16 protein-coding genes, 1 tRNA gene and 1 other RNA gene are annotated in these 20,003 nt (G+C 65.7%); 8 read left to right on the top strand and 10 right to left on the bottom strand.

The features are described 5' to 3' along the window. Positions 1–184: 184 nt before the first annotated feature. Positions 185–271 (bottom strand) — tRNA-Leu (locus EO170_RS15080). A 121-nt stretch (positions 272–392) separates the two neighbouring features. Between EO170_RS15080 and rnr the strand changes: the two genes are divergently transcribed. From rnr to EO170_RS15105, 5 genes are all read left to right on the top strand, one after another. After that, complete coding sequence (gene rnr, locus EO170_RS15085) at positions 393–2,939, top strand: ribonuclease R (RefSeq protein WP_126946140.1); 2,547 nt, start codon at positions 393–395, stop codon at positions 2,937–2,939. A 138-nt stretch (positions 2,940–3,077) separates the two neighbouring features. Beyond that, positions 3,078–3,551 carry a GFA family protein gene (locus EO170_RS15090; protein ID WP_126946143.1) on the top strand — a complete coding sequence of 158 codons (474 nt, stop codon included), beginning with the start codon at positions 3,078–3,080 and terminating at the stop codon, positions 3,549–3,551. Between the two features lie 173 nt (positions 3,552–3,724). After that, a complete protein-coding gene (gene rlmB, locus EO170_RS15095) occupies positions 3,725–4,474 on the top strand; it encodes a 23S rRNA (guanosine(2251)-2'-O)-methyltransferase RlmB (RefSeq protein ID WP_126946146.1) in 750 nt (249 codons plus the stop codon). 59 nt (positions 4,475–4,533) lie between these two features. Next, a non-coding RNA gene (locus EO170_RS15100) (sX9 sRNA) lies at positions 4,534–4,609 on the top strand. Between the two features lie 264 nt (positions 4,610–4,873). Further along, positions 4,874–7,906: a ligand-binding sensor domain-containing diguanylate cyclase gene (locus tag EO170_RS15105; protein ID WP_126946149.1), complete on the top strand. Its 3,033-nt coding sequence runs from the start codon at positions 4,874–4,876 to the stop codon at positions 7,904–7,906. A gap of 210 nt (positions 7,907–8,116) precedes the next feature. Here the strand turns inward: EO170_RS15105 and rnt are convergent, their stop codons facing one another. The 9 genes from rnt to EO170_RS15150 form a co-directional block, all read right to left on the bottom strand. Then, entirely contained in the window at positions 8,117–8,764 is a 648-nt protein-coding gene (rnt, locus tag EO170_RS15110; RefSeq protein WP_115676665.1) for a ribonuclease T, read from the bottom strand. A 140-nt stretch (positions 8,765–8,904) separates the two neighbouring features. After that, entirely contained in the window at positions 8,905–9,303 is a 399-nt protein-coding gene (locus EO170_RS15115) for an RcnB family protein (protein ID WP_104648422.1), read from the bottom strand. A 124-nt stretch (positions 9,304–9,427) separates the two neighbouring features. Then, positions 9,428–10,138: a phosphate signaling complex protein PhoU gene (gene phoU / locus EO170_RS15120; RefSeq protein WP_005994733.1), complete on the bottom strand. Its 711-nt coding sequence runs from the start codon at positions 10,136–10,138 to the stop codon at positions 9,428–9,430. Between the two features lie 129 nt (positions 10,139–10,267). Then, the gene (gene pstB, locus EO170_RS15125) at positions 10,268–11,098 is read right to left on the bottom strand and encodes a phosphate ABC transporter ATP-binding protein PstB (RefSeq protein ID WP_104582775.1); all 831 of its coding nucleotides are present in this window, start codon (positions 11,096–11,098) and stop codon (positions 10,268–10,270) included. A gap of 22 nt (positions 11,099–11,120) precedes the next feature. Further along, complete coding sequence (gene pstA / locus EO170_RS15130; protein WP_126946152.1) at positions 11,121–11,984, bottom strand: phosphate ABC transporter permease PstA; 864 nt, start codon at positions 11,982–11,984, stop codon at positions 11,121–11,123. Further along, a complete protein-coding gene (gene pstC / locus EO170_RS15135; protein ID WP_006450306.1) occupies positions 11,984–12,958 on the bottom strand; it encodes a phosphate ABC transporter permease subunit PstC in 975 nt (324 codons plus the stop codon). The genes pstA and pstC overlap by 1 nt, the downstream gene beginning before the upstream one ends. Before the next feature lie 112 nt (positions 12,959–13,070). Beyond that, entirely contained in the window at positions 13,071–14,162 is a 1,092-nt protein-coding gene (pstS, locus tag EO170_RS15140) for a phosphate ABC transporter substrate-binding protein PstS (RefSeq protein WP_104623270.1), read from the bottom strand. 187 nt (positions 14,163–14,349) lie between these two features. Further along, positions 14,350–15,369, bottom strand: coding sequence for a phosphate ABC transporter substrate-binding protein PstS (gene pstS, locus EO170_RS15145; protein ID WP_115676666.1), 1,020 nt, complete (start codon positions 15,367–15,369; stop codon positions 14,350–14,352). A gap of 193 nt (positions 15,370–15,562) precedes the next feature. Continuing rightward, entirely contained in the window at positions 15,563–16,813 is a 1,251-nt protein-coding gene (locus EO170_RS15150; protein ID WP_126946157.1) for an OprO/OprP family phosphate-selective porin, read from the bottom strand. Positions 16,814–17,149: 336 nt separating this feature from the next. Between EO170_RS15150 and EO170_RS15155 the strand changes: the two genes are divergently transcribed. From EO170_RS15155 to EO170_RS15165, 3 genes are all read left to right on the top strand, one after another. Beyond that, entirely contained in the window at positions 17,150–17,470 is a 321-nt protein-coding gene (locus EO170_RS15155; RefSeq protein ID WP_181116173.1) for a hypothetical protein, read from the top strand. 113 nt (positions 17,471–17,583) lie between these two features. After that, a complete protein-coding gene (locus EO170_RS15160; protein WP_016902474.1) occupies positions 17,584–18,264 on the top strand; it encodes a carbonic anhydrase in 681 nt (226 codons plus the stop codon). Positions 18,265–18,275: 11 nt separating this feature from the next. Beyond that, entirely contained in the window at positions 18,276–19,844 is a 1,569-nt protein-coding gene (locus EO170_RS15165) for a SulP family inorganic anion transporter (protein ID WP_104582779.1), read from the top strand. The last annotated feature ends 159 nt before the right edge of the window (positions 19,845–20,003 follow it).

The raw sequence follows: 20,003 nt of genomic DNA on the forward strand, positions 1-20,003 counted from the left end.
TGCTGTCGCGCAGCAGGCTATCCGGTTGCACGGTTGCCGCGTCATGGCGTGAGCGGAATGAAGCGCCGGCCGCCGATCAATAGCGGGCTGCCATCGGCCGGCAACGCAAGCGCACGGCCACCAGCAGAACTTTCCAGACCCCAGAAACCAGAAGACCCCCGATTGCTCGGAGGTCTTTTTAAACTGGTGCCCAGAAGAGGACTCGAACCTCCACGAAGTTGCCCCCGCTAGCACCTGAAGCTAGTGCGTCTACCAATTCCGCCACCTGGGCAGGTGAGCCGCGAATTTTGCAGACTCCCGGCAGGCTTGTCAATGCCTGGCACGCAGCAATTGCGACCGGCCGGGCAAGGCGTGCTGCCCATGTCGCGGCCGCAAGGGGTACCATGTAAGCAATGACAAAGAAAAACACCCCAGATTCCGATCGGCCCAGTCGCCGCAAGTCCACCAGCCCGGGCGATGCCACCACCGCCGAAAAACAGAAGTTGCCGGGCTGGATGCCGGACTTCCTGGTCCGCGCCGCCGCCGGCGCGTCGACCAAGTCCGCGAACAAACGCGCTGCCGACAAGGCCGCCAATGCCTCGCCCGAGCTGCCGGTAGCGCCCGCGCTGCCCACGCCGCCGGCACCACGCGCACCGCATCCGCGCAAGAGCGGCCCGCCGGCGCCGCCGCCGGAACGCTTCCAACAGGCGCCGGCCGAAGCGCCCGCACCAGCGGCCGGGTTCAAGGACCCGCATGCCGATCGCGAAGCACTGCGCTACGCCGAGCCGATCGCCAGCCGCGAGGCCATCCTGCAGCTGCTCGATGCCTGCGACGGCCCGCAGACCGCCGAGGAAATCGCCGAACAACTCAACCTCAGCGACCGCATCGACGCGCTGGGCAAGCGCCTGGCGGCGATGGTGCGCGAAGCGCAGCTGGTGCAGAACCGCCGCGGCGGCTACGCGCCGGTGCAGCAGACCAGCCTGATTGCAGGTGTGGTGATCGCCAACCCGGAAGGCTTCGGCTTCCTCAAGCCGGACGAAGGTGGGGACGACCTGTTCCTGCCGCCGTACGAAATGCGCAAGGTCATGCACGGCGATCGTGCGCTGGCCAATGTCACCGGCATCGACCGCCGCGGCCGTCGCGAAGGTGCGATTGCCCGCGTGCTCGAGCGCCGCATGTCACGCATGCTCGGGCGCTTTTTCTACGAGCATGGCGTGGCCTATGTCGACCCGGACGACAAGCGCGTGCAACGCAACGTGCAGATCGCACCGGACGGCATCGGCGAGGCGCGCGAGGGGCAACTGGTGGTGTGCGAACTGATCGCGCCGCCGGACGCCCGGCGCCCGGCGATCGGCAAGATCATCGCCGTGCTCGGCGACAAGCTGACGCCGTCGCTGGTGGTGGAGATGGCCATCCATGGCCATGAGCTGCCGCACGAATTCCCGCAGGAAGTGCTGGACGAAGCCGCGGCGGTGCCGTTGGTGGTCGAGCCGCAGATGATCGGCGGGCGTGTGGATCTGCGGCAGATGCCGCTGGTCACCATCGACGGCGAAGACGCCAAGGATTTCGACGACGCGGTGTATTGCGAACCCAATGCCGACGGCTTCCGTCTGGTGGTGGCGATCGCCGACGTGTCCAACTATGTGCGTCCCGGCACGCCACTGGATGACGAGGCGCAAAAGCGCGCCACCTCGGTGTACTTCCCGGGTTTCGTGGTGCCGATGCTGCCGGAGACGCTGTCCAACGGCATCTGCTCGCTGATGCCCAAGGTCGACCGCATGTGCTTCGTCTGCGACATGCAGGTGGGGCGCGACGGCGAAGTCACCGGCTCGCGTTTCTACGAAGCGGTGATGAACTCGCATGCGCGCCTGACCTATAACCAGGTCTGGAAGGCGGTCGGCGAAGACGATGCCGATACCAAGGCCTTCATCGGCCCGTTGCTGCCGCAGGTGCAGCGCCTGCATCAGCTGTACAACGTGCTGTCGAAGGCGCGCACGCAGCGCGGCGCGATCGAGTTCGAAACCTCCGAAGTGCGCTTTGTGCTCGACAACACCGGCGAGGTCACCCAGGCCGGCATGCTGGTGCGCAACGACGCGCACAAGCTGATCGAAGAATGCATGATCGCCGCCAACGTCGAAGCCGCGCGTTACCTGCTGAGCATGCATGTGCCGGCACCGTACCGCGTGCACGAGCGGCCGCCGGAGAGCAAATATGAAGACCTGCTGGAGTTCCTCAAGGAATTCCAGCTGAGCCTGCCGGCATGGAGCAAGGTGCGTCCCGGCGACTACACCAAGTTGCTGAAGAAGGTGCGTGCGCGCCCCGATGCGGCGCTGCTGGAGTCGGTGCTGCTGCGCAGCCAGAGCCTGGCGGTGTATTCGCCCGACAACAACGGTCATTTCGGTCTGGCGCTGGAGGCGTATGCGCACTTCACTTCGCCGATCCGCCGGTATCCGGACCTGTTGGTGCACCGCGCGATCAAGCACGCGTTGACCGGCGCCAGCCCGGAAAAGTACATCTACACCCCGCGTCAGATGGCAGCGTTGTCGCTGCAGTGTTCCGAGCGTGGCCGGCGTGCCGACGAAGCCGAACGCGAAGTCGACGAGCGTTATCGCGCCGCGTGGATGGAAAAGCATGTCGGCGGCCAGTTCGACGGCGTGATCAGTGGCGTGACCGGATTCGGCCTGTTCGTGGAATTGAACGAATCCAAGGTCAACGGCCTGGTGCATGTCACCCAGTTGCCGCAGGACTATTACCAGTTCGATCCGATCCGCAAGACGCTCAGTGGCGAGCGCCGCGGCCGCGCATTCCGCCTGGGCGACCCGGTGCGGGTGTTGGTGCTCAAGGCCAGCATGGAAGAACGCAAGATCGACTTCCGCCTGGCCGAGGACCGTGGCGATTCGCCCGAACCGCCGCTGCCGCCGCGCGATCAGCCGGCCAAGCGCAGGAAGAAGCAGCACTAGCACGGTGACACCATCGCGAGCCGTCGCCTGGCGGCCGCTCGCGATGCGTAGCGATCGCTGGCCACGCGTGCAGGGTGTTGCGTGTAACAAGCGCGCAAAACGCACGGGTCACCCGTCTTCAACGGCGCAGAGGCAACGATGGACACAGCAATCGGGTACAGCGGTGGTTGCCAATGCGGTGCGGTGCGTTTCCACGTGCGCGGCCGGTTGTCGGACGCCTCGATCTGCCACTGCCGCATGTGCCAGAAGGCCTTCGGTGCGTATTACGCGCCGCTGGTGTCGGTGCGTGGCGCCGAGTTCGCCTGGACACGCGGCGAGCCCAGGCGCTTTGCGTCTTCGTCGCTGGTGCAGCGTGGATTCTGTGCCGACTGCGGAACGCCGCTGACCTACGAGGCGCACGACGGCCTGGCCATTGCCGCCGGCAGCTTCGACACGCCCGCGTTGCTGCCGCCGGTGATCCAGTACGGGGTCGAGGGCAAACTGCCGTTTGTCGACACATTGGGCGCGTTGCCGGCCCATCGCACCGAGGACGACCCGCAGGCGCCTGCGTTTCTGGCTGCACTGGTGTCGCGCCAGCATCCGGATCACGATACCGACCGCTGGCCTGCGTGACCCTGGCAGCCGCATCGGCGTTTGTCGAGCTGGCGCGTTGAACTGCGCGTCGCGGCGACGGCCACTTCCGTTGCGCCGCGGTTGGCACGTGGTGCTCGTAGCGAGGGTCCGGCCGTGACGTGGCAGGCCGCAGGCCCTACCATTCTCCCTTTATCGCTTCGTATTCCCGCGCAATGAGCAAGCAGAATCAGTGGATCGTCGGCGTCAACGCCGTCGCCTCGTCCGTCGAGAACGACGCCGACAACGTGCGCGAGGTATTGATCGAGGCCGGCAGCAAGAATCCGCGCCTGATCGAGATCGAGGAGCAGGCCCGCCGCAAGGGTATCGACGTGCGCCGTGTCAACACCCAGGCACTCGATGGCGTCGGCGGCCAGGTGCGCCACCAGGGCGTGGTCGCGCGTTATGCGGCAGCGCGCCTGTGGGCCGAGAACGAGCTCGAGGCGCTGGTGACCGCCGCCGAGGGACGTGCGCTGCTGCTGATCCTCGACGGCGTGCAGGACCCGCACAATCTCGGTGCGTGCCTGCGCAGCGCGGCGGCCGCCGGCGTCACTGCGGTAGTCATTCCCAAGGACAAGTCGGCCACGGTCAACGCAACCGTGCGCAAGACCTCGGCCGGTGCGGCCGACCGCATTCCGGTGGTGGCGGTGACCAATCTGGCGCGTTGCCTGCGCGACCTGCAAAAGCAGGGCGTGTGGCTGTACGGCCTGGCCGGCGAAGCCGAGGCCTCGCTGTACGGCGTGGACCTGCGCGGCAACGTCGGGCTGGTGCTCGGTGGCGAAGCCGACGGCCTGCGGCGCCTCACCCGCGAGCACTGCGACGGCCTGGTCAAGATTCCGATGCCGGGCGATATCGAAAGCCTCAACGTGTCGGTGGCGGCCGGCGTGACCTTGTTCGAAGCCGTGCGCCAGCGCCTGGGCGCTTAAGGCGGCTGCCAGCCACTGCACAGTGGCCAGGCGGCGTGGCCGCTGCCCGGAGAAGCGGCAGATACCACGCGTGCACTGCCGTTCCTCCGCGCCGGCCGCACCCACATGGCAACCGCTGGCCACGTCGTGCTGGCAGGCGTGATGGCACCTGCGCGCAGGCTGCGGGCCACGCTGATGGATCGGCACGGCCGGATCGCGCAGCTGGCGTCGGGCGATCCGGCGCTTACGCAAGCAAGCCATCGGATCTGCGCAAACCACCGCGTCCGTGTGCTTGCCGCTGCAGTGCCGAGCGCATACCTGGCGCGCTGCAGGTGACTTTCGCCAGGGGATGCGGTGATCCACCGGCGCGCGTGCCCGTTTTTGCCTACCATATCGCCAGCGAACGGCGTGTTATGTCTGATGAGAGATGGGGCGGGGGCCTGGTCGACGGGCGAGAACGGATGCGATGCCAAGGCGTCGGCACGGGGAGACAAGCGGCCGCAGCGCTGGCTCGGTGCCGTTGTCTGCATGCTGCTGGCGCTGTGCTCGCTCGCGGCACTGGCTGCACCGGCCGGCACGGCGCCACTGCGCGATTACGCAATCGACAGCTGGAGCTCGCGTAACGGCCTGCCGCACAACTCGCTGCGCGATATCGCCCAGACCCGCGACGGCTACCTGTGGTTCGCCACCTGGGAAGGGCTGGTGCGTTACAACGGCCTGGAATTCAGCATCATCGACCGCAGCACGCGTCCGGGCTTGCCCGACAACGGCGTCGGTGCCTTGTACGTCGACCGCGATGGTGCGCTGTGGCTCAGCGATGCGCGCGGCAATCTGGTGCGTCATGGCAGCGATGGGCAGTGGCGGCACTGGCAGCGGCAAGGGCAGTGGCCGCAGGCGCTGATCCATGCGATGACCATGGATGCGCGTGGTCGCATGTGGCTGCTGTTCGAGGGACACGGGCTGGGCTGCCTGTGGCCGGATGGGCGCTTTGAGTACTTTCCGCCGCGTGATGGCGTGCCGCTGCAGAGCAGCTTTCCGCGCATGGCGTTCGATGACCAGGGCCGGCTGCTGATCGGCACGCTGGACGGCCTGATCTACCGCGAACCGGACGGACGCATGCATCGTGCCCCGGCCGCATTCGGCCTGCCGCCAGGGCTGGCATGGCCGTACCGCGCAGCGGACGGCACGCTGTGGGTCGTCGCCGGCGAGCAGCTGTACCGGCTGCAGGGCGAGTCCTCCGAATTGGTGCATCGTGTGCCCGGGCAAGGCCACTTCACCGCGATGTTGCAGGATCGCCACGGCGACCTGTGGCTGGGCAGCGAAAATCAGGGGCTGCTGCGCATCGGCAGTCATGGGGTGGAGCACTTGCCGGCCGGTCGCAGCCTGCCGACCGGGCGCATCGTCAGCCTGCGCGAGGATGCCGAAGGCAGCATCTGGGTCGGTGCCAACGGCGGGCTGTTTCGCCTGCGCGAAACCCTGTTCAGCAGCTACAGCCAGCGCGATGGCCTGAGCGGCGACTACGCCCGTGCCGTGCTGGAAGACCACGACGGCAGTCTGTGGATCGCCGGCACCGCCGGCCTGGATCGCATGCTGCCGGACGGACGCATCGTGCCGGTGGCGGTGGCCACACCATCCGGGCGCAAGCTCTCGGTGCTCAGCCTGGCGCTGGATCGGCGCGGCGATCTGTGGGTGGGCACCTATGCCGATGGCGTCTTCGTCTTGCGCAACGGACGTCTGCTGCAACATTACGGCGATGCCGAGGGCATTCCCAGCGGGCATATCCGCGCCATCGTGACCGAAGACCCCGGCGTGGTGTGGCTGGCCACGCAGCGCGGGGTGGTGAAGCTGGTCGACGGCAGGCGCCAGTCCCTGGCCGTCGAAGGCCTGCCCGACGGGGTCGTGACCGCACTGGTCAGCATCGATGGCGCGCTGTGGATTGGCTCGGTCGACGGCGCGGCGGTGCTGCGCAACGGAAAGCTGCAGCAGCTGGATCTGGAAGCCCATGGCGGCGCGCGGAGTGTGTTCGGTTTTCAGCGCATCGGTGACGCTGTCTGGATCTCCACCGATCGCGGCCTGTACCGCATGCGTAACGGCAGGCTCGCACGCGTGGGCCTGGAGCAGGGCATGCCGGTCGATACGGTGTTCCAGCTGGTCGACGACCGATTCGGCAACGCCTGGATCAGCAGCAATCGCGGCGTGCTGCGCACGCCACTGACGCTGCTCGACGCGGTTGCCGATGGACGCGGTCGGCTGGTCATCGAACGCTATGGCGAGATCGACGGCATGGGCAACGCGCAGGCCAATGGCAGCTCCGGGCCGAGCATGATCAAGCGTGCCGATGGCTCGATCTGGGTGGTCACCGCCGGTGGCGTGAGCACAGTCGACCCGGCGCGCCTGCAGCGCTTTCGCGAGCGGCCCGCACCGCCTGCAGTGATCGAGAGCGTGCAACAGGACGCACGTCCGCTGACATGGCGGCAGCAGGCACGGCTACCGGGCGGGCATCGCCTGAACGTGTCCTACGTCGGCATGAGCTTCCTGCTGCCGGAGCGCATCGAGTACCGCACGCGCCTGGAAGGGCTGGACAACGACTGGATCGAGCGTGGCCGGCAACGCAGCGTGGAGTTCATCGGCCTGCCGCCGGGACGCTACCGTCTGCATGTGGCAGCCCGTCATCCCGGCGGTGCCTGGAGCACGCACGAGGCGATGTGGGCGTTCGAGGTGCTGCCGCTGTGGTGGCAGCGCCAGGACGTGCGCCTGGCCGCGGTGCTGGGCGCCATGTTTGCACTCGCGTTGGTGTATCGCTTCCTGCTGCGCCGCTACAAGACCCATAACGCGCGCCTGGCCGAACTGGTGCGCATACGCACCGAAGATCTGCAATTGCAGGCACAGCGCCTGCTGCAGGCCAACCAGGAAAAGAGCGAGCTGCTGACGCGGCTGCGCATCAAGTCGGACGTGTTCGAGCGCCAGGCGCACGAGGACGCCCTGACCGGGCTGCCCAACCGCCGGCATTTCGACGAGGCGCTGGCGCGCGACATCAGCCGCGCACGCCGCAGCACGCGCCCGTTGGTGCTGGCGATTCTGGACATCGACCACTTCAAGCGCATCAACGACCACTACTCGCACGCCAGCGGCGATGCGGTGCTGCACGACGTCGGCGTGCTGCTGACGGCCGCCGCGCGCGCATCGGACCTGCCGGCACGCCTGGGCGGCGAAGAGTTCGCCCTGCTGCTGGCCGATACGACGCTGGACGATGCGCAGGCGCTATGCCAGCGCATCCGCGAGCTGTTCCATGCGCGCCACGACTGGGGCGGCGTGGACGGCCTGCAGGTGACCTTCAGTGCCGGCGTGGCCGAGTTGCGCGATGACGACACCGGCTCATCGCTGATGCAGCGCGCCGATCAGGCGCTGTACCAGGCCAAGAGCGCGGGGCGCGACCGGATCTGTGTGGGTTAGGTGCTGGGATTGGGGAATCGGGAATCGGGAATCGGGAATCGGGAATCGCAGAGCAAGGTGCCTGGCGCTTTCCTTCTCCTGCGGGAGAAGATGCCCGAAGGGCGGATGAGGGCACGGCCACACGGCGGCGCCACTAACTGCTGATTTCTCGAGCAGGAAGCCTCGCTGCTCTTGCGATTCCCCAATCCCGATTCCCGATTCCCGGCTCGATCAGCCCGCGCTAGGCCCCGGCCACGCATTGGCGATCGTGCAGAACAGCCGCGCGGTCTGTTCGGTGTCGTAGACCGCGCTATGCGCGTCGGCGGCGTTCCACTCCAGGCCCGCGGCCTGTGCCGCGCGCGCCAGCACGGTCTGCCCATACGCCACGCCGGCCAGGGTCACGGTGTCGAACACGCTGAACGGATGGAATGGATTGCGTTTGTGGCCGACGCGCGCAACCGCGGCGTTGAGGAAGTTCAGATCGAAATGCGCGTTGTGCCCGACCAGGATCGCGCGCTGGCAGCCGTACTTCTTCACTGCCGCGCGCACCGGTGCGAACACGTGGTCCAGCGCGTCCTTTTCCTGCTTGGCAAAACGGAACGGATGGTCGAGCACGATGCCGGTGATCTCCAGCGACTTCGGGTCGATCTCCAGCCCTGGCGCCGGCACCAGATGCGCGCTGGCGGTCTCGCCGGGGAAGAACCGCCCGTCGGCATCCATCTCGATCGGCACGCAGGCGATTTCCAGCAGGGCGTGCCTGTTCCAGTCGAATCCTCCCGTTTCCACATCCACCACCACGGGCAGGTAGCCGCGAAAGCGCCGCGACATGGGCAGGAAGGAGGGGGCAGGTGGCAGGTCGACCGGTGCGTTCATCGGCATAGCCTAGCAGGTCGCACGACCGGCCCGATCGTGGCAGTCGGCAGCTTGCCCGCACGTCCGCACTGGCAATCGGGCAAACAAAAGCCCGACCCGTGTTGCCACGGATCGGGCCCGATAACCTCGCATCGCAAGCGCTGGCCTCAGCGGGCGGCAACCACACTTGCGATCAGGCCGGTGGCCACTGCAATCAGCACGTAGTTGTTGTCCACGCGGCGCCACTCGTGCCCGCGCTGCGGCGCATGCAAATGATGCTTGCGGTAGTCGGCCACGCGCGTGCCGCGATGGTCCGGTGCCAGACGTTCACCGCGCCGATAAGGCGGGCCACGACGATCGTTGCGGTGGTCGTCGTTGTGCGCGCCAGGGCGGTGGTCACGCCTGTCATCGTGCCTGTCGTCGCGATGCTCATCGCCACGGTCCGGACCACGCGCGTCGTGGTGCTGCGCGCGGCGATCGCGGTCGTCATGCTGTTGCGGCGCAGCGAACGCTGCACCGGACGTCAGCAGCGACACAACCATGAGGGATCCGATGATGCGTTTCATCTGCGTACTCCTGCGTCACAGGAACAGCCTGTGTGATTGCACCCTAGGCGCAATTTGCTGAATACGTAATGATCAGGGCCTCTGCGCGTGTTCGCGGCGTGCCAGCGGGGGTCGCAGGCGGGGGTCAGATGACGCCGGTGGTGCTGGTGTCGTCGCGCTTCAGGCGCGGCGGCAGCGGCTGCTCGCCATGGACCAGGAACCACACGTTCTCGGCGATATTGGTGGCGTGGTCGCCGATGCGCTCCAGGTTCTTGGCCATGAACAGCAGGTGCGTGCACGGGGTGATGTTGCGCGGGTCTTCCATCATGTAGGTCAGCAACTCGCGAAACAGCGCGGTGTATTGCGCATCCAGGCGTGCATCTTCATCGCGTACGCGGATGGCCGCATCGGCATCCTTGTTGCGGTATGCCTGCACCGCCTCGCGCACGGCGTCGGCCGCCATCTGGCCAAGTGCACGCAGGCCCACCGTCTGCGGCAGCGGCGGTGCTGAATTGAGCGCGATCGAGCGCTTGGCGACATTGGCCGCGTAATCGCCGATGCGTTCGATATCGGCCGGAATGCGCAGGCCGGCCAGGATCTCGCGCAGGTCGCGCGCCATCGGGCCACGCAACGCCAGCCGCATCACGTCGTGGCTGATCGCATGCTCCAGCGCATCGATCGCCTCGTCGTTGACCACGATGCGATGTGCGGCGTTGTCGTCGCGACGTTCCACCACATCCAGTGCGGCTTCCAGCTGCGCCACCGCCGTGTCGCCCATGCGCACGATCTCGGCGACAAGACGGTGCTGCTCCTCGTCGTAGCTTTTGACGATATGGTCGTTGAGGTGCTGGTTCATCGTGGTCTCGATTCGTGGCGGTGGTGGGTGTCCGCCTTCACCTTGGCGACATCGCAGGTGAGGGGGATGTCGTGCCGGGCAAGGGTGCGGCGAAGCGGCGTCGATGCGGGATGCGGCGCCCGCCTTACATCAACCGAAACGACCGGTGATATAGTCCTCGGTCTGCTGCTTGGACGGCTGGGAGAAAATCGTTTCGGTGCGGTCGTGTTCGATCAGGTCGCCCAGATACATGAAGGCGGTGTAGTCGGACACGCGCGCGGCCTGCTGCATGTTGTGGGTCACGATCACGATGGTGTATTCGCGCTTGAGCTCTTCCACCAGTTGCTCGATGCGGCTGGTGGAAATCGGATCCAGCGCCGAGGTCGGTTCGTCCAGCAGCAACACATCCGGCCGTAGCGCCACGGCGCGTGCAATGCACAGCCGCTGCTGCTGGCCGCCGGACAGTCCCAGCGCGCTTTGCCCCAGCTTGTCCTTGACCTCGTCCCAGAGCGCGCCCTGGCGAAGCGCCTGCTCGACACGGTTCTGCATGTCGGCTTTGGACAGTTTTTCGTGGTGACGGATGCCGTAGGCGACGTTTTCGAAGATCGTCATCGGAAACGGCACCGGCTTCTGGAACACCATGCCGACCTTGCTGCGCAGCCGGTTCATCGGGTACTTCGGCGAGAGGATGTTTTCGTTGTCCAGCAACACTTCGCCGCGCGCCTCCATCTTCGGATACAGCGCATAGATGCGGTTGAAGATGCGCAGCAGGGTCGACTTGCCGCAACCGGACGGCCCGATCAGCGCGGTGACGCGCTTTTCCGGAATCTCGATGTTGATGCCCTTGAGCGCGTGGTACTTGTCGTAGTAGAAATCCAGGTTGCGTGCGGCCACCTTCACCGGCGCCTGTGCGGTCGGTGCCCCCTTGGCGGCCGGAACGGCGATGCGATGCATCGGCATGGCGTTTTGGAGATCGTTCATGTGGGGTGTCCGGAGGGAGAGGTCAGTCATTGGAGATCTTGTTGCGCAATAGCAGGGCACGCGCGCCCAGGCTCACCAGCAGCACGAACACGGTCAGCACCAGCGCGCCGGACCAGGCCAGGGTCTGCCAGGTCTCGTAGGGGCTGCCGGCGAACTGATTCATGATCACCGGCACGCTGGCCATCGGCTGGAACACATTGCTGTTCCAGTACTGGTTGCCGAAGGCGGTGAACAGCAACGGCGCGGTTTCGCCGCTGATGCGGGCCAGGGCCAGCAGGATGCCGGTGAGGATGCCGGCCGAGGCGGCGCGATACAGCACCTGAACGGTCACCTTCCACTGCGGAATGCCCAGCGACAGCGCCGCTTCGCGCATCTGCGCCGGCACCAGGCGCAGCATTTCGTCGGTGGTGCGCACCACCACCGGCAGCACGATGAAGGCCAGCGACAGCGCGCCGGCAAACGCGGAGAAGCGCCCGCCGGTCTGCATCACGTACAGCGTGTAGACGAACAGGCCCAGCACGATCGACGGTGCCGACAACAGGATGTCGTTGACGAAACGCACCACCAGCCCGGCCTTGCGTGTATTGCCGTACTCGGCCAGCCAGGTACCGGCGGCAATGCCCAGTGGCGTGCCGATCGCCAGTGCCAGGCCGCACATCACCGCACTGCCGAAGAAGGCGTTGAGCAGGCCGCCTTCCTGCATCGGCGGCGGTGTCATCTTGGTAAACAGGTTGACGTCGATGCCCGGCACGCCCTTGGACAACAGGGTCCACAGGATCCAGGCCAGGAAGAACAGGCCGAACACCGCGGTGACGCACGACAGCAACAGGGCGATCGCGTTGGTCACGCGGCGGCGGTTGTACAGTGATTGCGAGACCGAGGACATCAGTTGCCCTCCCGACGCGACAGCTGCATCAGCATGAAACGCGCGATCGCCAGCACGATGAAGGTCACGATAAACAGCACAAACCCCAGCAGCAGCAATGCCGAACGATAGGTTTCGGTGGCCTCGCCGAAATCATTGGCGATCAACGCGGCGATGGTGGTGCCGGGCTCCAGCAGCGACGGCGACAGCCGCACCGTGTTGCCGACCACGAACGCCACTGCCATGGTCTCGCCCAGCGCACGGCCCAGGCCCAGGAACACACCGCCGATCACCGCGGAGCGGGTGTAGGGCAGCACGATGTCCCAGCTGACTTCCCACTTGGTCGATCCCAGCGCGTACGCCGATTCCTTCAGGCGCGTCGGCACGGTCAGGAACACTTCGCGCATCACCGAGGAGATGAACGGAATCACCATGATCGCCAGCACGAAGCCTGCGGTCAGTAGACCGATTCCCAGCGGCGGGCCCTGGAACAACGGGCCGATCAGCGGCAGCGTGCCCAGGTGATCGTTGAGCCAGGGCGTCACGTGCTCGGTCATCACCGGCACCAGCACGAACAGGCCCCACATGCCGTAGATGATCGACGGGATGCCGGCCAGCAGTTCGATCGCAGTGCCGACCGGGCCACGCAACCAGCGCGGCGCCACCTCGGTAAGGAAGAACGCGATGCCGAAACTCACCGGCACCGCAATCACCATCGCAATCAGGGCGGTGACCAGGGTGCCGTAGATCGGCGCGAGCGCGCCGTATTTGTTTTCCACCGGATTCCAGTCGGCGGAATAGAAAAAGCTCAGGCCCTGCATCTGCAAGGCATGGCGTCCGCCCCACAGCATCGACAGCGCGGCGCTGCCGAGCGCCAACAGGACGAAAACGACCGTGGCGGCCAGCGCAAGCTTGAACAGGCGATCGGCACGCGCATCGCGCAGGTCGCGGCCGCGCGGGGCGGTCATCGCTTCGGGAATGGCGGTGGCATTCATTCGATTGGACTCGTCACCCGCGCAATCGCGGGAGCGTGAGACAGCAGGAACGGCGAGGCGCCCGCAGGCACCTCACCGCAGCGCATCCCGCCACGACAGCGGGTGCAGGGCATCACTTGAACTCGCTGGCCCAGTAGGCCTGGATCTGCTTCACCAGCTCCGGCGGCAGCGGCACGTAATGCAGTTCGCTGGCCTGGGCCTGGCCGTTGTCCAGCGCCCACTTGAAGAAGTCCAGCGTCGCCTTGCTGCGCGCCGCATCCTTGGGCTGCTTGTGCATCAGCATGAAGTTGGTGGCGGTGATCGGCCAGGCCTTCTCGCCCGGTGCGTTGGTGATCACCAGGTTGAAATCCTTGGCGTTGGCCCAGTCGGCGCTGGCCGCAGCGGCGGCGAAGCTTTCCGCGTTCGGCTCCACCCACTGGCCGGCGGCATTCTGCAGCGAGGCGTAGGGCATCTTGTTCTGCAGGGCGTAGGCCAGTTCGACATAGCCGATCGAGCCCTTGATCTGCTGCACGTACGACGCAACGCCTTCATTGCCCTTGCCGCCGACGCCGCCGGGCCACTGCACCGAGGTGCCTTCGCCGACCTTGCTCTTCCACTCCGGGCTGACCTTGGACAGGTAGTTGGAGAAGTTGAAGGTGGTGCCCGAGCCATCGGAGCGATGCACCAGGTTGATCTTGGTGGCCGGGAGGGTCACGCCCGGATTGGCCGCCACGATCGCCGCATCGTTCCACATCGTGACCTTGCCCAGGAAGATGTCGCCCAGCAGCGCGCCGGTCAGGCGCAGCTTGCCCGGTGCGATGCCTTCCAGGTTCACCACCGGCACCACGCCGCCGATCGCCGACGGGAACTGGCCCAGACCGGCCTGCTGCAGTTCGGCGCTGTCCAGCGGCTTGTCGGTCGAACCGAAGTCCACCGTGCCGGCCTTGATCTGCGCGATGCCGCCGCCGGAGCCAATCGACTGATAGTTCACCTTGTTGCCGGTGGCGGCGTTGTAGTCGGCCGACCACTTGGAGACCAGCGGATAGATGAAGGATGCACCGGCGCCGGAGATCTCGGCGCTCTTGCTGTCACTGGCGGTGGCGCCCGCGCTGGGCGCGCCCTTGGCGGTATCGCCGGACTGCGCATCCTTGCCGGGCGAGCAGGCGGCCAGGGCGAGGGCGATGGTGAGGGACAGGGCGGTCAGGCTGGCCGACTGCAGTTTCATGGAAGCTCCGAGGCTGGATTGGCCGGGGGACCCGGCAGACCACGCTATGAAATGATGTTTTTGTTACACGTGCATGACAGTGCCTTTTGGAGAAGGCATCACAAAAAAGACGCGACCCCCGTGGGGCCGCGTCCCGGTGCCGACGCCGGGGAGAGAGACGGCGTCGTTCCTGTTGCTGTGCGTGGCGTTACTTGGGCAGGTTCTTGGCCCAGTAGCCCTCGATCTGGGTCACCAGGCTGTCCGGCAGCGGCACGTAGTCCAGCTGCTTGGCCTGCGCATCGCCCTTGCTGTAGACCCAGCGGAAGAACTCCAGCGTGTTCTTGAGGCCGGCCGGGTTTTTGGGCTTCTTCTGCACCAGGATGAAGTTGGTCGCGGTGATCGGCCAGGCGTTGTCGCCGGAGGCGTTGGTCATCACCAGGTAGAAGTCCTTGCTGTTGCCCCAGTCGGCGCTGTTGGCAGCGGCGGCAAAGGTCTCGTCGGACGGCTGCACGAACTTGCCCGCGGCGTTCTTCATCGCGGTGTAGGCCATCTTGTTCTGCAGCGCATACGACAGCTCGACATAGCCGATGCCGCCCTTGATCTGCTTCACGTACGCGGCCACGCCCTCGTTGCCCTTGCCACCGATGCCGGTCGGCCACTGCACCGCGGTGCCTTCGCCGACCTTGCTCTTCCAGTCCGGGTTGACCTTGGACAGGTAGTTGGTGAAGTTGAAGCTGGTGCCCGAACCGTCGGAGCGATGCACCACGGTGATCTTGCCCTCGGGCAGCTTCACGCCCGGGTTGAGCGCGGCGATCGCCGGATCGTTCCAGGTGCTGACCTTGCCCAGGAAGATGTCGCCCAGGGTCTTGCCGTCCAGTTTCAGGGCGCCTGCGGCCACGCCGGGCACGTTGACCACCGGCACCACGCCGCCGATCACCGACGGGAACTGCGCCAGACCGGCAGCGGCCAGTTCTTCCGGCTTGAGCGGGGCATCGGACGAGCCGAAGTCCACGCTGGCCGCCTTGATCTGGGCAATGCCGCCGCCCGAACCGATCGATTGATAGTTGACCTGCTTCTTGGTGGCCGCGTTGTAGTCGGCCGACCACTTGGACATCACCGGGTAGATGAACGAGGCACCGGCGCCGGTGACATCGGCGGCCTGGGCGCACAAGGCCAGCGAGGCGGTGAGCACGCCGACGGCCAGACGGGTCTTCAGAGAGTGGATCACGGAACAGCTCCTGTAGCGAAGGGATGAGGACGTCCCGCGGTCGTGCCATTGCAGGGCAGGGGCATGACCGCGCGGTGTCCGGGAGATGACATGCAGATGACGGCGTTGCGGCGGAGCGCGTTACCGGGCCAGGTGAGTCACCGCCATGGCGCGCTCACAGCAGCGCGGCAGGGCGGCCGGATCGATCGCGCACTTACCAATAGAACTGCGCACGTGCCTCGATGATCGACGGGTTGTCGTCGACCAGGCCACGCGTGGCGCTGTTGTAACGGGTGCTTTCCACCTTGGCGTAGTCGAGCGCGAACTTGAAGTTGGAGCGCCAGTACCAGTTGGCGCCGACCGTCCACACGTCCATCTTGCCGCCCAGCACGCCGTCCACGAACGGGGTGGTGCCGTTGGAGACCAGGTGTCCGTCGTTGAGGTCCAGGGTGTCGTAGCGCACCGCCAGCTGCCACATCCCCGAGGCCGGCGCGTTCGGCAGCGGGGTGGTCGGCACGCCGGCCTTGTAGCCCCAGGTCTCGCCGGTGATGTTCCAGACGCCGCTGACGTACCAGCCATCACTCTTGTAGTCGTTGGCGTTGTTGCCGATGCGCTTGGCGTTTTCCTGGAAGAACTCGCCCTGCAGCTTGAACGGGCCGGTGATCCACATCGCCTCGGCTCCGGCCACACCCACGCTGTCCACGTTGGTGATGGCGCCGCTGTCGATCAGGCGCACCGTGGTCAGGTCGGCGTCCGGGCGCGCGCGCAGGCGCAGGGTGTCGTCGTCGGTGTCGTAACCCAGGTAGCTCAGGCCGACGTGCAGCACATTGCCGTTCTCGTTGATCGGCGCCCAGGTGCCGCGTGCGCCGTAGCCGCTGCCATGTGCCTGGTTGCGGGTCAGTTCGCGGCCGAACGCGCTGGCGGTGATGCTCCAGTCGTTGTCGCCCACGCCGTAGGCCACGCCCAGCCGGCGCGAGATGCCGTAGGTGTTGGTCACTGCGGCCTTGGAGACGAAGTCGTTGTTCTTGGTGCTGGACAGCTCTTCCAGGCTGTTGGGCTGCTTGAACTGGCCGACCTGCAGGTAGTTGTTGGCGTTGCCGGCGAACTTGTACTTGATGTTGTTGTCGAGGAAACGCCCGGTGCTGCGGATGGTGGTGCCGCGGATGGTGACCTCCTTCAGCACGCTCGGGTCGTAACCGGCCACCCATTCGAAATTGCCCGGGCCCTTGCCCTTGAGCACCAGCTCGGCACGGCGGATGCTGAATTCGGAATTGTCGCCATTGGCTCCGATCGGGCCATTGAGATCCTGCACATCGTTGTGGAACCAGTTGCCATCAGCCTGGACCAGGCCTTCCAGCGACATCTCCGAGCCGCCGATCACGTCGATGGCGATTTCGGCATGCGCGGCAGGTGCGGCCAGCGCCAGCAACAGGGCAGCGCCCAGCAGGGTGGGAGAAAGTTTCATATGTGCCTTGCGACCTGAGAAAGTGAGCGCAGGCTATGGCGTGAAAGTTGCGTTAATGTGACAACTTCGGATCACGTTGCAATCTGATTTTTGTCAACAAAGACAAAGATTTACGCGTGTTTGTCTTTTGTCAGTGTGTGTCATGAGTCTGAACGGGCCGCGTCGTATGACAGATGTGACAGTGGCGTGGTTCACCGTTTCAGCGAGCTCAAGCTTATTGCGACCTGAACCAACCAGGTGGAACGGCGGCGTATCACGCGCTTTGTGCGTCGCACCACTTGCACAGGCGCGTTCTAAATTGTTAGTTTCGAGGCCATGTTTCCCCGATTCCTCCAATTGCTGTTGGCCTGCCTGCTCGCGCTCACTGCGTGGTCGGCGGCCGATGCGCACGACCGCATCCACGATGCGCTTGTGGGCGACGGCGTGGCGGTGATGGCGGATGCTGGTGAAGAACGCGACGCAGCCGATGATCTGCAGGACGACGGGGACGCACAGACCCAGGTCGATACGCACTCTGCAGACGACATCCCCTTGCTCTCCCAGGCATGGCCGGTGGTCGCACGTTATTTCCCCTCCTGGTACGCGCACTACGCGCCGGCAACTCAAAAACGCGACCTGATCCCGCAACTGCGTCCTCCCAACGCAGCGCGCGCCTGATCCTTCGTTAGTCGCGTCAACCGGTGCAGCGCACCGGCATCCTTTGATTTGTTCGTCTTTGCAATTCGCGGCCTGCGCCGCGGATAGCCATTCGTTGCCTAGAGGTATCTCCCATGGAAAGTTTGCTAGAAGGTTTTCGTCATTTCCGTAAGGAAGTGTATCCGCGCCAGAGTGCGCGCTTTCAGGAACTGGCCGGCGGCCAGAGTCCGCACACGTTGTTCATTACCTGCGCCGACTCGCGCGTCATGCCCGAGCTGATCTTCTCCGCACAACCGGGCGAATTGTTCGTCTATCGCAATATCGGCAATGTGGTGCCGCCTTACTCCCAGCACGTCAGCGGCGTGGTTGCGGCGATCGAGTACGCCATCGCCGTACTGGGCGTGCGGCACATCGTGATCTGCGGCCATACCGACTGCGGCGCGATGAAGGCCGTGCTCAAGCCGGAATCGCTGGAGGACGTGCCGTCCGTGGCGGCCTGGCTCAAGCACACCGATGCGGCGCGTCACGTCACGGCCCATCACGGCCACGACCCGCACAGCCAGGAAGCGCTGAGCTGCATGACCGAGGAGAACGTGGTCTCGCAGCTGGACCATCTGCGCACGCAGCCGGTGGTCGCCGCGCGTCTGGCGGCCGGTACCTTGCGCATCCACGGCTGGATCTATGACATCGCCCACGGCGAGATCCGCGCCTTCGATGCCGAGAAGGGTGGCTTCCGTCCGTTGTTGGCGGACAACACCCCCGAAGCCACCCCACGCCCGCGACTGCAGCAAGTCGTGCGCGCCGAACTCGCCTGACGGAGCACATCATGAACACATCAGGTATCGGCGGATATTTCCGCCAGGGACTGTTCGGGCGTGATTTGCTGTCGTCTGTCGTGGTCTTCCTCGTCGCACTCCCGTTGTGCATGGGCATTGCGATCGCTTCCGGCATGCCGCCGGCCGCAGGCCTGATCACCGGCATCATCGGTGGACTGGTCGTCGGCTTCCTGGCGGGCTCTCCTCTGCAGGTGAGCGGACCGGCCGCCGGCCTGGCTGTGTTGGTGTTCGAACTGGTCCGCGAGCACGGCATTGCCGCACTCGGTCCGGTGATCCTGGTGGCCGGTGCGATCCAGCTGATCGCCGGTCTGTGCCGCGCAGGCGTGTGGTTCCGGATGACGTCGCCGGCCGTGGTGGCCGGCATGCTGTCGGGCATCGGCATCCTGATCGTGGCCTCGCAGGCGCATGTGCTGATGGACGCCGCTCCCAAGGCGCGCGGTCTGGAAAACTTCGCTGCATTGCCGGCCGTGGTGTGGCAGGCAATCACCGAAGGTACCGGCCGTACCGCGTTGTTCGTGGGCCTGGCCACCATCGGCATCATCCTGGCCTGGGACAAGCTGCGTCCGCAGCGTCTGCGCTTTTTGCCAGGTGCGTTGATCGCCGTAGTGGTGGTCACGGCGACGGTGCAGTTGCAGGGCCTGAACGTCAACAAGGTGGACGTGCCGACCAATCTGTTCTCGGCGATCAGCATCCCCAGCGTGGCGGACATCTTCGGCGTGTTCAATGCAACGTTGCTGGTGTCTGCAGTGACCTTTGCCTTCATCGCCAGCGCAGAGACCTTGCTGTCGGCGGCGGCGGTGGACCGCATGCATCAGGGCGCGCGCACGCAGTACGACCGTGAGCTGGCGGCGCAGGGCGTGGGCAATATGCTGTGCGGCTTCCTGGGCGCATTGCCGATGACCGGCGTGATCGTGCGTAGCGCGGCCAATGTGCAGGCCGGAGCGGCCACGCGCATGTCCACGGTGCTGCATGGCGGCTGGTTGCTGGTCTTCGCAATGCTGCTGCCGTGGCTATTGCGGATGACGCCGGTGGCATGTCTGGCCGGCATCCTGGTCTACACGGGCGTGAAGATGATCAAGATCGGTCAGGTCAAGGAGCTGGCGACCTATGGTCGTGGCACCGCGGCGATCTATCTGGCGACCACCTTTGCAATCGTGGCGACCGACCTGCTGACCGGTGTGCTGATCGGCTTCGGCCTGTCGTTGTTCCGTCTGGCCCTGCATTCTTCGCGCCTGAAGGTGGACGTGCGTGAGCACGAGCACAAGAAGGACGAGATGCATCTGACCCTGCAGGGCTCGGCAACCTTCCTGAAGGTGCCGGCGATGGCGCGTACGCTGGAGAGCGTGCCGCCGAACACCGCCCTGCATCTGGATGTGGCCAAGCTGCACCACGTCGACCATGCCTGCATCGAGTTGTTGCGCGACTGGAGCCGGAATGCGGCCTCGCGCGGCTGCGAGCTGGTGGTGGACTGGAAGGAACTGGATCGACGCGTGGAAGGCCAGCCGGCGGTGGAGAGCGTGCTGGTCGAACAGCGCGTCGAACAAGCCAAGGCGGCGTAAACCTGCTGCAACGCCCGGCGCTCGCGCCGGGTGAACTCTATCGTGACCGGGTGATGCATGGCGCCGCAAGACGCATCATCTGGTCGCGATTTTTTATGGCCGGGAATCGGGATTCGGGATTGGGGAATCGGAAAAGCCGGGATTGGCGATGCTGAGGTG

Source organism: Xanthomonas sp. BRIP62409, from assembly GCF_003992965.1.
Taxonomy (GTDB): domain Bacteria; phylum Pseudomonadota; class Gammaproteobacteria; order Xanthomonadales; family Xanthomonadaceae; genus Xanthomonas; species Xanthomonas euroxanthea.